The 15,195-nt window shown below is 58.2% G+C and carries 14 protein-coding genes; 5 read left to right on the forward strand and 9 right to left on the reverse strand.

Annotated features, from left to right (window positions below; translation table 11 throughout):
• Positions 1–10 precede the first annotated feature (10 nt).
• Genes AC1DNI_RS14680 through AC1DNI_RS14690 form a run of 3 tightly spaced genes read right to left on the reverse strand, consistent with a single transcriptional unit; the run spans position 11 to position 3,259 of the window.
• Positions 11–1,282: an ABC transporter substrate-binding protein gene (locus tag AC1DNI_RS14680; protein WP_477692361.1), complete on the reverse strand. Its 1,272-nt coding sequence runs from the start codon at positions 1,280–1,282 to the stop codon at positions 11–13.
• 49 nt (positions 1,283–1,331) lie between these two features.
• Positions 1,332–2,519, reverse strand: a complete 1,188-nt coding sequence (locus tag AC1DNI_RS14685) for a PLP-dependent transferase (RefSeq protein WP_477692362.1) — start codon at positions 2,517–2,519, stop codon at positions 1,332–1,334.
• Entirely contained in the window at positions 2,516–3,259 is a 744-nt protein-coding gene (locus AC1DNI_RS14690; RefSeq protein WP_036814732.1) for a FadR/GntR family transcriptional regulator, read from the reverse strand. The genes AC1DNI_RS14685 and AC1DNI_RS14690 overlap by 4 nt, the downstream gene beginning before the upstream one ends.
• A 155-nt stretch (positions 3,260–3,414) precedes the next feature.
• Here AC1DNI_RS14690 and AC1DNI_RS14695 point away from each other — a divergent pair, with 155 nt between their 5' ends.
• On the forward strand, positions 3,415–3,666 hold the full coding sequence (locus tag AC1DNI_RS14695; RefSeq protein WP_477692363.1) for a type II toxin-antitoxin system Phd/YefM family antitoxin: 252 nt from the start codon (positions 3,415–3,417) through the stop codon (positions 3,664–3,666).
• On the opposite strand, the gene AC1DNI_RS14700 is transcribed toward AC1DNI_RS14695, so the two are convergent.
• The 5 genes from AC1DNI_RS14700 to AC1DNI_RS14720 all read right to left on the reverse strand — a co-directional run bounded on the left by AC1DNI_RS14700 (position 3,663) and on the right by AC1DNI_RS14720 (position 8,529).
• Positions 3,663–5,132 carry a M81 family metallopeptidase gene (locus AC1DNI_RS14700; protein ID WP_477692364.1) on the reverse strand — a complete coding sequence of 490 codons (1,470 nt, stop codon included), beginning with the start codon at positions 5,130–5,132 and terminating at the stop codon, positions 3,663–3,665. The genes AC1DNI_RS14695 and AC1DNI_RS14700 overlap by 4 nt on opposite strands.
• A gap of 20 nt (positions 5,133–5,152) precedes the next feature.
• Positions 5,153–5,521: a RidA family protein gene (locus tag AC1DNI_RS14705; RefSeq protein WP_477692365.1), complete on the reverse strand. Its 369-nt coding sequence runs from the start codon at positions 5,519–5,521 to the stop codon at positions 5,153–5,155.
• 14 nt (positions 5,522–5,535) lie between these two features.
• The gene (locus tag AC1DNI_RS14710; protein WP_228020142.1) at positions 5,536–6,363 is read right to left on the reverse strand and encodes a carbohydrate ABC transporter permease; all 828 of its coding nucleotides are present in this window, start codon (positions 6,361–6,363) and stop codon (positions 5,536–5,538) included.
• A complete protein-coding gene (locus AC1DNI_RS14715; RefSeq protein WP_477692366.1) occupies positions 6,357–7,226 on the reverse strand; it encodes a carbohydrate ABC transporter permease in 870 nt (289 codons plus the stop codon). The genes AC1DNI_RS14710 and AC1DNI_RS14715 overlap by 7 nt, the downstream gene beginning before the upstream one ends.
• Positions 7,227–7,299: 73 nt before the next feature.
• Entirely contained in the window at positions 7,300–8,529 is a 1,230-nt protein-coding gene (locus AC1DNI_RS14720; protein ID WP_477692367.1) for an ABC transporter substrate-binding protein, read from the reverse strand.
• Between the two features lie 243 nt (positions 8,530–8,772).
• On the opposite strand from AC1DNI_RS14720, the gene AC1DNI_RS14725 reads away from it, so the two are divergent.
• Genes AC1DNI_RS14725 through AC1DNI_RS14740 form a run of 4 tightly spaced genes read left to right on the forward strand, consistent with a single transcriptional unit; the run spans position 8,773 to position 12,577 of the window.
• On the forward strand, positions 8,773–9,561 hold the full coding sequence (locus tag AC1DNI_RS14725; RefSeq protein WP_477692368.1) for an SDR family oxidoreductase: 789 nt from the start codon (positions 8,773–8,775) through the stop codon (positions 9,559–9,561).
• A gap of 4 nt (positions 9,562–9,565) precedes the next feature.
• Complete coding sequence (locus AC1DNI_RS14730) at positions 9,566–10,633, forward strand: ABC transporter ATP-binding protein (RefSeq protein WP_477692369.1); 1,068 nt, start codon at positions 9,566–9,568, stop codon at positions 10,631–10,633.
• Positions 10,634–10,638: 5 nt separating this feature from the next.
• Positions 10,639–11,514, forward strand: a complete 876-nt coding sequence (locus tag AC1DNI_RS14735; protein WP_153669929.1) for a MurR/RpiR family transcriptional regulator — start codon at positions 10,639–10,641, stop codon at positions 11,512–11,514.
• Positions 11,504–12,577 (forward strand): D-TA family PLP-dependent enzyme, encoded by a 1,074-nt coding sequence (locus AC1DNI_RS14740; RefSeq protein ID WP_477692370.1) that lies wholly within the window; start codon positions 11,504–11,506, stop codon positions 12,575–12,577. The genes AC1DNI_RS14735 and AC1DNI_RS14740 overlap by 11 nt, the downstream gene beginning before the upstream one ends.
• Before the next feature lie 35 nt (positions 12,578–12,612).
• Here AC1DNI_RS14740 and AC1DNI_RS14745 read toward each other — a convergent pair whose 3' ends face one another.
• Positions 12,613–15,120, reverse strand: a complete 2,508-nt coding sequence (locus AC1DNI_RS14745; protein ID WP_477692371.1) for an EAL domain-containing protein — start codon at positions 15,118–15,120, stop codon at positions 12,613–12,615.
• Positions 15,121–15,195 lie beyond the last annotated feature (75 nt).

The raw sequence follows: 15,195 nt of genomic DNA on the forward strand, positions 1-15,195 counted from the left end.
GCAGGTGACGTTATTTCTTGTTCTTGGCCATCCAGGCCTGCTGCTGTTCGGTCAGGAACGCAGCCCACTCGTCGGCGACCTCTTTCGCCGTCTTCTGGCCGAGCAGGACTTCCTGGAAATTCTTGACCGAAACCGAGTCATAGAAATTGCCGAGGTTTTCGAGATGCGTCGGCGGCGTAACGAATTCGAAGGTCTTCGGATCGCTCAATTCCTGGAACCAGCCTTTGAAGGCTTCCGAACCGAAATAGGGGTCCTTGTCCGCGCCGTTGTGGATCGGCAGAACCCCGACATTCTTGGCGAACTCGATATTGTCCTCGGGCGACAGCAATGTGCCCATGAGCTTCCAGGCCTCGTCCTTGACCTTCGAATTTGCAAACATCGCCCAGCCGGCATAGCCAAGGGTCGGATAGGACTTCCCATTCGGCCCGGTAGGCAGCGGCGCAACGCCGAAATCCTCAGGCTTCATCTTTTCGGCGATACCGATCAGAGCGTCCGGATCCTGGTCGAGCATGGCGCAGGTTCCGGAATAGAAACCGGTCACAACCTCGTTGAAGCCCCAGCTGACGCTATCCTTCGGCGCGTAGCCGCTCTTGTAGATATCGGCCAGCATTTCGAGGCCCTTGACAGCGCCAGGCTCGTTGAGTGTCGCGGTACCGTCGTCGTTGAAATACCCACCCTTGCCATTGGCGATGTTCATGAACATCTGCACGCCATTGAAACCGCCGGGTCCGCCACGCAGGCAGTAGCCATACTTGCCCTGGATCGCTGAGATCTTCTTGTCGGCTTCCATGAATTCGTCGAGTGTCTTCGGCGCTTCCTTGAGGCCAGCCTGTTCGAACAGCTTCTTGTTCCAGAACATGGCGCGGACGTAATAGCCGTATGGAATCATGTACTGTTTGTTATCGACGACGGAGCCGAACTGCTTGGCGCGGTCGCCCAGCGTTGCCGCGTCCTTCCAGTTGGCCATGTAGGGCCCGAGATCCTCAAGCTGGCCATTATTGGCGTAAAGGCCCATCCAGCGCTCCGGCATCTCGACGATATCGGGGGTGTCGCCAGCCTGGACCATGGTCAGGAACTTCTCGAACGCCTGGCCCCAGGGCAGCGATACGAGCTCCACTTTCACGCCCGGATTGGCCTGCTCAAATCCTGCGATCTGCTTCTTCAGAAGTTCGGTGCGCGGCGGGCTCGAAATCACTTCCACCATCTTGATCGTCGCATCGGCGAAGGCCGCCGATACCGTCATTGACAGCGCTGCGATGGCGCCCGCCAGAAATGTTCCCATTCGTTTTTGCATTATTGTCTAGCTCCCATTTTTTAGACAGTTCAGAAGTTCAGCGTTTGGCTTTTGCCAATGCGTTGGTAAGATCCGCCCATAGTTCCTCGACACTTTCGAGCCCCACATGCAGGCGGATGGTTCGCGGGCTTACGCCGAAGCGCCCGATCGAATTGGCGTCCGGCGTCTGCTGCAGCGAGGCCAGCGCCGGTACGACGAGACTTTCGTGACCGCCCCAGCTGACGCCGATGCGGAAGAGTTTCAGCGCATCGACGAAGGTCGGAACATCGATGTCTTCAGTCACCTCGAAAGAAAACAGTCCCGAGTAGCCGGAGAGGGTCGCCTTGCCCGGATGGTTGGAATAGGCCGGATGCATGATGCGGTCGACGCTTTCATGCGCCCTTAACCGCTCAGCGATGGTAAGACCGCTCTTCATGTGGTGCGGCAGGCGCAGGGTCAGGGTGCGCAGGCCGCGCAGCAGGAGCCAGGCCTCGAAGGGCGAGAGTTTCGCGCCGAGATAGGAATAGGTGCGGCCGTTGATGCGGTCGATCATCTCGCGCGATCCGGCAACGACGCCAGCAACCGTATCGCTATGGCCGCCGAGATATTTCGATGCCGAATGCATCACAAGGTCGATGCCATGGGTGATGGGCTTCTGGAAGAGCGGTGTCGCCCAGGAATTATCGATGGTCGTCACGACGCCGTGTTGCTTGGCGAGCCGCGCATAGTGGGCGATGTCCTGCAACTCGAACATCATCGAGCTCGGGCTTTCGAGATAGAGCAATTTGGCCCCGGGCAACGCGGCAGCGACCGCATCGGGATCCGAGCCGTCGACATAATCCACCTTGATTGCGAGATGCGGCAACAGGCGCTCGAACAGGCGATAGGCGTCGCCATAGCAGTTGCGCACGGCAACGATCCGATCCCCTGCCCCGACGAAGGCGAGCACCATGGCGCTGATAGCGCCCATGCCGCTCGAAAAGGCCCGCGCTGCCTCCGCGCCTTCCAGCGCGGCAATCTTGCTTTCGAATTCCATCACCGTCGGATTGTCACCGCGCGAGTACATGGGCTGGCGCTTACGCCCGGCAAAGGCGTCGGCCATCGCAGCGTAATTGTCGAAGGTGAACAGCGACGTCTGGTAGATCGGCGGCACTACCGAGCCACCCGGGAATGGCTCGTCATGGGCAAGAAGCGTTGCCGCCTGCGCCATTATCTCCTGATCGTGAAAATATGGATTGTCGCTCATTCTTTGCTCTTCTTGGTCTGCTTTTTAAGGTTCGCGTTGCCGCGCTTGAGGTCGTCCTCGACGGTCGCAATGAGTTTCAGCGCCTCGCCGCGGGCAGCGATGGGATTGCGCGCCGCTATCGCGTTGAAAAGCGTGCGGTGATAGGGGAAGCTCGCATGTCCGAAATCGCGCACCCCGAGCGGGTGCTCCCAGAAGCGGTGGAACATCTCGTACATCGCAGCGATTATCTGCTCAAACAGGGGATTGCCGGACGTACGGAACACGGCAAGGTGAAACTCCCAGTCCTCTTCCGCCGACATGCCGTTGCGTTCGTGGAAAACCCTCTCCATGCGGATAAGCTTCTGCTCGATCAGTGCAATATCCGCGTCGCTCGCGCGCTCGGCGCACAGCGTGGCGGCCTCCGCCTCCAGGCCGCGTCGAATTTCAAGCGTGTGCATGAGGCTATTGAAGTCGTTGCCCGAAGGCAGGGTCAGCGGCAGGTGAAGCATGTTGCGGGTAACGGCTGCCTTGAGGTAGGTGCCGCTCCCCTGGCGGCGCTCCACGAGGCCGAGTTCCTGCCAGCGCGTCAGCGCCTCCCGCACGGTCGTCCGGCTGACCTTCAAATGCTCGGCCAGGACGCGTTCTGTGGGCAAGCGATCGCCCGGCTTCAGCCTCTCACCCGTCACGAAATCGACCAACGCGTGCAAAACCGCGTCGTCGCGCGATGATGTGTGCACTGGAGCAAGGATCGGACTGATCACGCGGACAACGCCTAAATTGGTTGGACCATTGTGCCAATTCAGCATGAAAGCCAATGGGAGTCAAACCCTGTTTCGCGCTTTTGCGAAATGGCGATAATAGTGTCGATTGCGGCTCCGGAAATTGCCCGTGAGTGGGTTCCGGAAAGGTGGAGGATATGCGCGAGTCAGATCTGGATGAGGCCAAGGAAACGCTGTCGACCATCGTCGACAAAGCCGTCGCGGGAGAGCCAACCGTGTTCCTGCGTCAAGGGCGCAAAGTGGCCCTTGTAATATCATTCCAGGAATATGAGCGTCTTTCGAGGATACCAAGCCTTGGTCAGCTTCTTGCAGGATTTACGGGCGACGCGGATGACCTATCCGATCGCCACGCGCCGCCTGAAACCGCCAAACTTGATCGTTTTACCTAGAACGGATTTTCCACCCTCGGCCAGATCTCGCGCGCCAGCTTGCGGTAATTGGTTTTCCGCGGATTCGAAGGATAAGGCGCGCCGGCGTCGATATAGATAATCTCAGCGGCCACCGGCTCGAAACCCGCATGAAAGTGGTTGGTCGATTTGACCAGCAGCATATCCTTGCGCATCGGGTCGATGCCGAGATTGGAAAAAATATCCGGCTCGAACGTCTGCGTCCGGTTGGTGTTGAGGATAACCTCGATGTCGGTGCCTTCGAGGCGGACAACGGCGGCGGGTCCTAGCGTAACGCGGCTCTTGCCAAAGCTTTGCCATCCCTCCGCGACGGCCTTCACGACCGTCACACGGGCATCGATCGGCGCGCCGCCATCGGGCCCGGCCTTGCCCCCGAAGCGCAACTGAATCTGCGCGCCTTCCCCCGCCGCAAGGCAGAAAGTGACGGCGATGGGATCCCAGATGGTTGCGACCGCGACATTGTCGATGCCGCGCTCGATGATCCGGCGCAGGATCAGCGTGCCGTCACCGGCGACACCGCCGCCCGGATTGTCCCAGACGTCGGCGACAACAACGGGCTTGCCTGATTTCCTGGCAGCGACTGCGAACGCTGCGTCAAGACCGGCTTCGGTGTCGAGCATCGGCATTGCCGTTGTTCCGCGCAGGGCAAAAAGTTCCATGCCAAGCTTTTCGGCCAGTGCCGCACCTTTGGCCGGATCATTGTCGGTGACAACCATCACCTGCGTGCCAAGCTCCGGCACATCGCCCGCCATGAAGCCATGGATAAGCGACACCGAAAGAATGCCGTTACGGCCGTGCAATGCTTTCATGCGGTCGACATATGAACGCATGGGCTCCCGGCTCGTCGGATAGACGCCGATCATCCGGCAATCGAATGTCGAAATTACCGGCTTGATCTCGCCCTTCAGCGCGCGCAAGGCAAGATCGACCACGTGCTCGCCGCGTTCGTAGAAATCGGTGTGCGGAAACTCGAGAAAGGCCGCGAGAATATCGGCATTATGGACACGCTTGGCCGTAAGATGGCTGTGGGGATCCAACTCCGAGGCGATCAGCACGTCAGCACCGACGATGGCGCGGATATGTTCGAGAAGGTCGCCTTCGCAGTCGTCATAGCCCTGGGCAACCATGGCTCCGTGCAATCCGAGGATAACACCATCGACAGGCAGCGCTGCGCGGAGTTGGCCGAGGATTTCGTCGCGCAACTCCTCATAGGCCTTGCGCTGCAAGAGTCCGCCCGGCTCGGCCCAGGTCGCCGTGCCCTCGATGAGCTCGAAGCCTTCCTCGCGCGCCCGCTTGCGCAGCACGACCATGGGCGCCGAGCAAAGCGTCGGTGTTTCAGGATGTTCTCCCGGTGCCGCGTAAAACGCCATTTCGAAGCTGGCGCGGTCTGTCGGTACCGGTGAGAACGTGTTGGTTTCGGTCGCGAACGACGCGGTAAAGATGCGCATGGTAGGCCTGTATTTCAGTGTCAGAGCGGTTTGTAGGCGATCGCCTCGATTTCGATCTTGATGTCGATCATCAAGCGCGCCTCAATGGTCGTCCGGGCCGGCGGGTTATTAGGAAAAAAGGTGGCATAGGTCTTGTTGAAAGCGGCGAACTCGCGGGCGTCTTCAAGAATGACGAAGGTCTTGACCACATCCGAAAGCTCCGCGCCGGCAAGGGCAAGCGCCGACTGGACGTTGTCCATGACCTGCTTCGTCTGTGCTTCAATACCGCCGATGATGACAGTGCCATCGCTTCCGACCGGTACCTGGCCCGAAATGTAAATAAAGTCGCCTGCCCGCACTGCAGGTGAAAGCGGAACGTGGGACGTGCCGAAGTGATGCTTCGTCATCATGAAAATCCTTTCTGTTATTTGACGGCGCCGATCGAGAGGCCCCGCACCAGATAGCGTTGCAGCCAGGCAAAGAGGACCGCAACCGGAACGGAAGCGACGAAAGCGGCTGCCATGACATAGTGCCAGTCGACAGTATAGCGGCCGGCTACGAGCGAGAAAACGCGGATCGGCAAAGTGTAGCTGCCCTCGGTCCGCAGCATGGTCAATGCGATGACGAACTCGTTCCACGCATTGATGAAGGTGAAGATCGCCGTGACCACCATCGCCGGCACCGCGAGCGGCAGGAACACGCTGATCAGCGTGCGCCAGCGGCTGGCACCCTCCATCCACGCGGCCTCCTCAAGATCGCGCGGTATGGTCGAAAAATAGCTCTGCAACATCCACACGCAGAACGCGATGTTGAACGCCGTATAGATGACGACGAGCACATTGAGGCTGTCGATCATGCCGGCGCCGGCCACGAGGCGAAACAGGCCGATGACCAGCACGATGGGCGAAAGCATTTGCGAGACCAGCAGGAACTGGCGGAAGGCGTCGCGCCCGGCAAACTGGTAGCGGCTCAGGGCATAGGCCGCCGGGATTGAGACAAGGATCGTCAAAGCCGTTGACAGCGCCGAAACGTAGAGCGAATTGGCGAGGGCCGGCGCTATGCCGGAGGTCCGCCACATCTCAGGAAAATTCTGCCAGTGCAGTTCGGTCGGCCACCAGTTGGGCGTCAGTACTTCGGTGGCGGATTTCAGCGAACTGATCGTCATCACGGCGTAAGGGAAGAGTATCACGACGACGATCGGCGACAGCAAAATCCAGAAGAGAATGGAGCGTTTGAGTTTCGCGCTCATGATTTCGCCTCCCGCATCGCCAGCCGGACATAGATGATCGTAAAGACCAGAAGGATCGCGAACATGATCAGGGAAACGGCCGCGGCCTCGCCGAGTTTGCCGACACGAAAGCCGGTCTTGTAAAGGTAGGTAACAAGGATATCGGTCGAATTGGCCGGACCGCCCTGCGTTGTCGCCCAGATGATCGGGAACGAATTGAACACATAGATCGTGTTGAGGACGAAAGCGATATTGATGAAGGGGCGCAAGAGCGGCAGCGTGATCAGGCGAAACTGATCCCAGCTTCCCGCACCCTCTGTTGCCGCAGCCTCATAGAGATCGTCGGGCACGGAGGACAGGCCGCCAAGGAATATGGTTACCGTGAAAGGTATAGAAACGAGGATGCCGATAAATATCTGCATCGGGAATGCCGTCGAAGCTTCCGCCAGCCACTGGATATTGGTGTCGATGAGGCCAAGGCCGCGCAAGGCCGAATTGAGCATGCCGCTTTCACCGTTGAGCGCCCAGCGCCAGACGATAGCAGTCATCGTCAGAGAGATCGCCCAAGGCAACATGATCAATATGCGCGCGATACCGCGGCCGTAAAAATCCTCGTTGAGAATGAGCGCAATGGGCACCGATATGAGCAGGGTTCCAATGACCACGGATGCTGTCCAGAAAAGCGTGCGCCAGGTCGCTGCGATAAAATCGGGATCGGCGAACAGAACGCGGAAATGCTGCAGGCCGATGAAATCGCGGATCATGCCGAAGCGGTTTACATCGTGCAGTGACAGCGAAATGATTTCCTTGAGCGGCCAAAGGATGATGGCGGCGGCCAGGATGAAGCTCGGCAAGATCAGGACATAGGGTGCTGTAGCCCGTTGCATCGGCTTTGAATTCCTCGAGCGTTGAGCGTGAAGGGAAATCGGGAGGCGGCTTGATCCGCCTCCCCGAGCAAACTTACTTCAGCGTCTCGTTGACCTTAGCAGCAGCCTCTTTGAGCGTAGCTTCGGGATCGCCCTGGCCGAGATAGATCTTCTGGATCGCATTGGAGGTCGTCTGCGCAATGTCTTCCCAGCCTGGAATAACCGGCGCGAACCGGGCGTTCGGTAGAAGCGAGGTGAAGACTTTCAGATCCGCATTGTCGGCAAAGTAAGGGTCTTTTGCTTCTTCGGCATTGACCGGCAGGAAGCCCTCTACCTTGTCGAACTTGGTGCGCTGCTCCTTGGTGAAAATGAAGTCGAGGAATTTCCAGGCAGCTTCCTTGTTTTTGGAATTTTCAAAGAGCACGATGGAGTCGGTCACGCCATAGGTGCCCTTGTCACCGCTTGGCCCGGCCGGGATAGGCGCGACGCCATATTTCAGGTTCGGTGCTTCCGTCTTGATCTGGTTGGAAAGGAACGGTGCAGTGATAACGGTTGCAACCTTGCCTTGCTTGAAGAGGTTCTGCACGTCTTCACGCGAGTAAGAGGTAACGCCAGGCTGCGTCAGGCCTTCGTCGATAAAGCTCTTGTAGAGCTTCGCCGTATCGATCGCCGCCTGGGAGTCGAGGCCCGACTTGCCGTCCTTGACGATCTCGCCGCCGTTCGACCACATGCCGTAGTAGAAATAGACATCGGTCTCGATTTCCTTGCCTTGCAGGCCAAAACCATAGGTCTCGCCGCCGAGCTTTTTGATCTTTTCCGCGTCCGTCTTGAAATCGGCCCATGTGGCCGGCGGTGTATCAATGCCCGCCTTGGCGAAGATATCCTTATTGTAATACATCGCGCGTGCCGAGGCGGCGATCGGCAGGCCATAGACCTTGCCGTTCATGACCGATGGCGACAGGAACGTGTCAATGAAGCGGGCCTTGAAGTCGGGAGTAATGTGGTCGTCGAGCGGTGCGACGATGCCTTCCTTGACGTAGTCGAGAAGCCAGCGCGTGCCGATGATGGAAAGGTCCGCATTTGCGCCCGCGGAAATGTCCGTGGTCAACTTCTGCTGCAGGTTGTCCCACGGAACGACTTCGATCTGGATTTTCGTGTCCGGATTTGCTGCTTCGAATGCCTTTGCAGCCTCTTCGAAGTAAGGGCCTGTGCCCTTGCTGTATTCGGCGATGGTAACGCGCACCGTCGTCTCGGCAATTGCACTGGTGCTGAAAGCAATCAGGCTCGCTCCAGCAAGAAGGCAGATTTTTTGTCTGATCGTCATTGGTAACCCCTTTTTAAAGCTACACGCGGCAGCGCTTTCTCGTTGCAACGCTGTTCGGACTTTTGCTCCAACAGTTCCGTCAGCTTGCTCTTCGGCGGCGTCATCTTCAAATGTAATTTAATTTCATGCAAGTGGGATTTTTGCGCATAGGCAAGATTTTTATGTTGCTTTTTTTCACGCTCGGTTCTTAGCTGAGGGCGGAGCGAGCAGATCGCAAATCAGTCCAGATTCATAGGTCAGTGCATGACTTCAGCAAGTGTCGACGACTTTCTCGGGCTCAGGAACAGGACCGTCCTCATTACCGGAGCGGGGGGCGGCATCGGCCGCGCCCTTGTGGCAGCGTTCCGCGCCGCAGGCGCCGTCGTGTCAGGAGCGGATCAGCATTCAAATACGATGGCCGACCTCGACCTTGCGCATCGCCTGACCTTCGATCTGAGCGAAGCTGGAACAACGACGAATGCCATTCGGGAATTTATCAAGGCGAAGGGTACGCCCGATATCCTCATCAACAATGCGGGTTTCACTCGCGGCGAGACGCTTGATCAACTCGATGGCGCGATCTGGGATCGCGAGGTAGCGATCAATTTGAACGGCGCATACCACGTGACGGCTCCGATCGTCGATGCGATGAGCAAACGAGCCAGCGGCAGCATTGTCTTCATTTCCTCGGTCAATGGTCTCAGCCATTTCGGCAATCCGGCCTATTCCGCCGCAAAGGCCGGTTTGATCTCCTATGTAAAGGCGCTCGCCGTCGAACGCGGCCGCTACGGAATCCGCGCGAATGCCATCTGCCCCGGCTCTGTCCGTACGCCCGCCTGGGATCATCGCCTGCAGAAGGAGCCGGGCCTTTTGGCCAAGGTGTTGCCGCATTATCCGCTCGGGCGGATGGTGACGCCTGAAGAGGTAGCGAGGGCAGCCGTGTTCCTCGCCTCGCCGGCTGCCTCGGGTATTACCGGCACGGCCTTGGCGGTCGATGCCGGCCTGACTGCCGGCAATCTGCGTTTTATCAACGACGTTCTTGCAGGGGAGTAGCAGCATGGCCGGACTGCAGATCAAGAAACTCGTGAAGTCTTACGGTGCGATGAATGTCCTGCATGGCATTGACCTCGACGTCCGAGACGGCGAGTTCCTCGTGCTCATCGGCCCCTCCGGCTGCGGCAAATCCACCCTGTTGCGCATGATCGCCGGGCTCGACGACATTTCCGAGGGCGAGTTGTGGATCGGCGACCGCCTATCGAACAAACTGCCGCCGCAGCAGCGCAATATCTCCATGGTGTTTCAAAGCTATGCGCTTTTCCCGCATATGACGACCCGCAGGAACATTGGATTTGGCCCAAAGATCCGGCGGGAAGCTGCCAATGCGATCGACACCAAGGTCAACAAGGCGGCTGAGGTCCTCAATCTTCACGATTATCTCGACCGCCTGCCGCGCCAGCTTTCGGGGGGACAGCGCCAGCGTGTTGCCATGGGTCGCACCATTGTGCGCGAACCTGATCTGTTCCTCTTTGACGAGCCGCTTTCCAATCTCGATGCCAAATTGCGCGTCCAGATGCGCACCGAACTGAAGGCCCTGCACCAGCAGTTGAAGACGACCATGGTCTACGTGACACACGACCAGATCGAGGCGATGACCATGGCCGACCGGATCGTCGTCATGAATGGCGGCCGCATCGAGCAGTCAGGTTCGCCGCTCGAACTCTATGACAAGCCCGTGAACAAGTTTGTTGCTGGCTTTCTCGGCTCACCGGCGATGAATTTCATTCCGGGGACCATCGAACGCGGCGACGGCGCGCCGCGCCTGCGCATGGCGGATGGGTCGACCATACCTGTCGGCTCCACAACTGCGGTTTCCGGGCAAGAGGTCGAGATCGGGATTCGTCCGGAGCATTTCCGGCTTGCGGCCGACAGTGAGGGATTCACTTATCAGGTCGCGGTTGTGGAGCCGACAGGTTCGGAAACGCACATCTTCGGTACGATCGACGGCGTTGGCGTTCGTTGCGTTTTCCGCGACAGAATTGCGCCCGAGCCTGGCAGCCTCATGAAGTTGTCGATCGACCCGGATAAAGTACACGTGTTCGATCGCAGAACCGGCAACCGGATCTGATTGAAATGGCCGCCCCGCATTTCGACATCGTCGCCCGTCTGAGGGACATTGCCGATACCGGGCAGCGTTCGGATCAGCGGGTTGCGGCTGCGATTCTGGCCGATGCGGATTTTGCAACGCATGCATCGATCGAGCTTCTCGCCGAGAAGGCGGGCGTCAGCGAGCCGACAATAACCCGCTTCTGCCGCATGCTGGGTTTTGAGGGTACGCGTGAATTTAAGGTCAAGCTGGCGCAATCGCTGGCCGTAGCCGGACGCTTTATCGTGGCGGAACCCGCTCATAAGGACAACGATATTCCGACGATCATATCCAGCGGTGCGCTTGATGCGATCGGCCATGTGATCCAGCGAATTGACCGCACCGACCTCGAACGCGCAGCCGCCATCGTCGCCGATGCAGGAATGATACGCGCATACGGCTCGGGCGGTGCTTCGTCGATGGCAGCGACGGAACTTGAAAACCGCCTGTTCCGGCTGGGGCTCAGGGCATCATCTTCCATCGACGGCGAAATGCAGCAGATGACTGCCGCAACCAGCAACAAGGAAACGGCAATCGTCGCCTATTCGCTGTCAGGTGAAGTCAGGCCGTTGATCGAAGCCGTAACCATCGCCGGACGTTACGGGGCAAAGACCATTGCGATAACGGCCCCCGGCTCTTCACTTGCTGCCGCTGCACAGGTGATCCTGCCGCTTAGCATCGATGAGGGTACGAACGTATATCGCCCCTCCCCTGCCCGCTATGCCTTGCTCGCGATGACCGATATGCTGGCGATGACCATTGCCGAGCGCATCGGCGCACCCGCCGTCGAACGCATGCGGCGCATCAAGAACCTGCAGGGCCTGCACAAGACCGGTGCGCCCAACCTACCGCTTGGAGATTAGTCCCGTGAACCTCGCCGAAATTGATACACCCGCAGTCCTTATTGATCTGGATCGGGCCGACGCCAATCTGCAACGCTTCCAGGCCTATGCCAATAGCCATGGCCTTGCCGTTCGCCCGCATATTAAGACGCACAAGCTGCCACGCTTTGCAAAGCGCCAGGTTGAACTCGGCGCCGTTGGCATCACCTGCCAGAAACTTGGGGAGGCCGAGGTCATGGCCGACGCCGGGCTGACGGACATTTTTCTCCCCTACAACATACTCGGCGAGGCAAAACTCGACCGCCTGGTGGCATTGAACGAGCGCGTTACCCTTGCCGTGACGGCCGACAGCGAGACGACGATCCGGGGCCTCGCCGAGGCGTTCGGCGATACGGGCAAACCGCTGAACGTCCTCATTGAATGCGACACCGGTATGGGCCGATGCGGCGTCCAGACGCCGGACGAAGCATTGACACTCGCCAGGCTCGTCGATGGTTGCACCGGTTTGCGCTTCAGTGGCTTCATGACCTACCCGAAAACCGGTGCCGTCGAAGAAAACGAAGCTTTTCTCGCCGCAGCGAAGCGTCAAGCAGCCGATGCCGGGCTCGATCCGCGCATCATTTCCAATGGCGGATCGCCGGATATGTGGCGAGCGCATGAAGTGACGAGCGCAACCGAGCATCGCCCTGGCACCTACATCTACATGGACCGCTTCCAGGTTGCGAAAGGCGTGGGAACCTGGGACGACTGTGCCCTGACGGTACTTGCTACCGTAGTCAGTTGTCCGACTGAGACGCGCGCGATTATCGATGCAGGCTCAAAATCGCTGTCCAGCGACACTTTCGGCATGGAGGGGTTCGGTCGCATCGTCGAATTTCCCGATGCCGTCATCACCGCCTTGAGTGAAGAGCACGGCATTGTCGATGTGAGTGGTTGCGCCCGCAAGCCACAGATTGGTGACCGGGTTCGGATCGTCCCCAACCACGCATGTGTCGTATCGAACCTTTTTGACGAAGTGGTTTTGATTTCAGGCAACGAGGTTGTCGAAGTCACACCCGTAGCTGCGCGGGGTCGTGTCGACTAAGATGTTTCAGACTGATCATTAATCGGAGTCAAACGCTACGAATGGCTGCCGTGTCCCATATGCTGGCGGAGTTCCACGGCTTTCTTCACGAAATTATCTAGGAACGCCTCAGCAGAAACCGCGCGTCCGAATAGCGGCCCCATGCCGTAGGTGCAGCCGCATTCAATAAGCGGCTCAATATCGGCTGCATTGTTGACACCAACGGCGGCGGTATACATGCCAAGATCGGCGGCAAGTCTGCAGATCGCCCGTAGAAGCGTCCGTTCCCGTCCGGGCCGGTCAATATTTCGATGCAATGATGGACCGGCTATCAGACATTCGGACTTTACAGCTGTCATCGCCGCCAGGCTGGCATTGTCCAAGCCAAAATAATCGACCGCAAGGCGGAAACGGAGTGTTTGAAGCTTGTCGAGGGTGCGCACGATCTGTGCGTCCTCAAGGCTCGAAGCATTGCGGACGATGACAAACATGACGTCCGCACCGTCGACATCCCACTCTCGCTGCAACTCCGTTACGCGTTCGACAAAGAGCGGATCAAAAAGCTGAACCTGCGAGAGATTAATACAAACGACCATCGGCGCTTGCGGATGAAGCGTCTTGAATGTCCGCAGAAATTTGAATGCCTCGCCGATGATATAAAGCCCGACATCGCGAATGGAGCCGTTCTTCTCGAAAATCGAGAAAAACTCCTTCTGCCTGATCGCACCAAGTTGCGGATGATTCCAAACACCAAAAACCTGAACGGAATCGATCAACCTCGTTTTGAGTTCGGCGATCGCCTGGAATTCAACCGAGAACTCGCCGCCCATGATGGCAAGTGCCACGTTGCCGGTTGCATCGAGTTCCTCTTCGAGATCATGCAGCAATGCCGGGTTATACCAGATGGCGCCTTCGCTTTGCGTTTTCTCCGCGTAGTGGAGTGCACCGTTGGCACGGCGCAGCAATAGGTCGAAGTCGGTTTGCTCGCTCTGCTTGATGCTGACTGAAGCAACGATCTCGACCGCGCAACGTATGCCCGCCTGTTCATAAGGCTCACGCAATGATTTGAGAAGATTGTCGAGCTGGAGATGATCAAGCCCCGAGGCGGTGCAAGCAAGGAAGGCGGTCTCGTGTTCGCTTACGTTGCCGACGATGCTGTCAGGGTATTCGTTCCTTATGCGAGCAACGTTTCGAGCAATGATGTTCGCAAGAGCGGTGCCGCCAAAAACGCCGCCAATATGAGTGTAGTTCGGGATCTTGATGAGAACCAGTTCGATTTGACCGGAGCGCGCAATCATTCCCGAATATTCATTGCTCAATCCGGCGCGGTTGAGCAGGCCCGTTGCAGGATCGTGATAGGCGAGGAATTCAAGGCGATTCTGGTTGCGACGAAGCGCCGCGCGCATACGCTCTACCGCTCCCGCGAGCGCAGCGATCTCCGTTACATTGGTTTCGACATTCACCGGCGTGTCCAGCTTGAGATTGCTGACCTCGACGACCGCACGCGACAACCGCTTCACAGGATTGGCAACGTACGAAGCTGTATAGGCAGCAACGGCCAGGCTGGCGAGCAGTCCGACCATCAGGAGGAGCGGTGTACTCGGTCCCCAAAGCGCCGGCTTCGATAGTTCCGGCCCCAGCGTGAGCGTCAGACTCCAACCCTTCAGATCGCTCATCGGCAGTGCCACTTCCTTCGAGATCAGCCCGTCCTCGATCTTCGCAGCGCTGGAGTCATCGGATATGACCTGAAGCTGGCCGTCCCTGAAAACGATGAATTCCCCGGATCGTGTATGAATCGAAAGATTGGCAAAGGCCTTGCCGGTCATTTGTTGAAGGAATGCACCGATGGGCCGAAGATCCACATCCGCCGTAATGACACCGAGCAGCTTACCGTCGGGGTCATCCACCCTGACGATCCGCGACATTGCCCAAGCGCCCAGCATCTCAGGCGCATTTCCCGGCGCCACATATTTGAACGGGGCGCTCCAGATTGGTTCCTGCCTGATGCCGCCGCCCTGGTACCAGCCGCGGTCGTGAAGAATATAAGGCTTCACAGTCACGGTATTCGTTGGACTGATGAGGTCCAGCCGGGTCGGATCATTCGCGTCGGTCTGCGCACGCCCAAGCAGCTTGTCGTCATGCGCATTGATCTTGAAGATCCCGAAGAATTGTCCGCTTTCTGCGCCAAAGGCCACATAGGCTGCTTCGGGTGGGATCGTATCTGGAGCGGCCGCATGGTTCTTGACGATCGCGAAGACACAAGCGGCGGTCCGGCACGATGCGGATTTGATCTCGGCGCGCAGGGCCTCGACATAGTCGCTCGTCGGCGAAATGAGCTGGCCTAACTGTCCGGCAATATCTCCAGCCAGTATTTCCGCTGTGCGCTCTGAATAGATGCGACTCTGGTTGGTCCGCTCGGTTTGAACGACCCAGCCTATCCCGAGAAAGACCAGGAACAGAAGGAGCACGAGGGGAAGACCAACGAGCGCAATGAGCGGGATGCCAGGGCCCCTTGCCTGTCGTGGATTATGAGGATCTTGCGCATCCGCGTCCGCAATATTCATGGAACCGATCCTAAAACGCACGAAAAAATCGATAAAATAAAATTGCGGGCCAAACCTCTACAGAAAATGCTGACC

It is taken from the genome of Phyllobacterium sp. 01N428 (assembly GCF_056399405.1).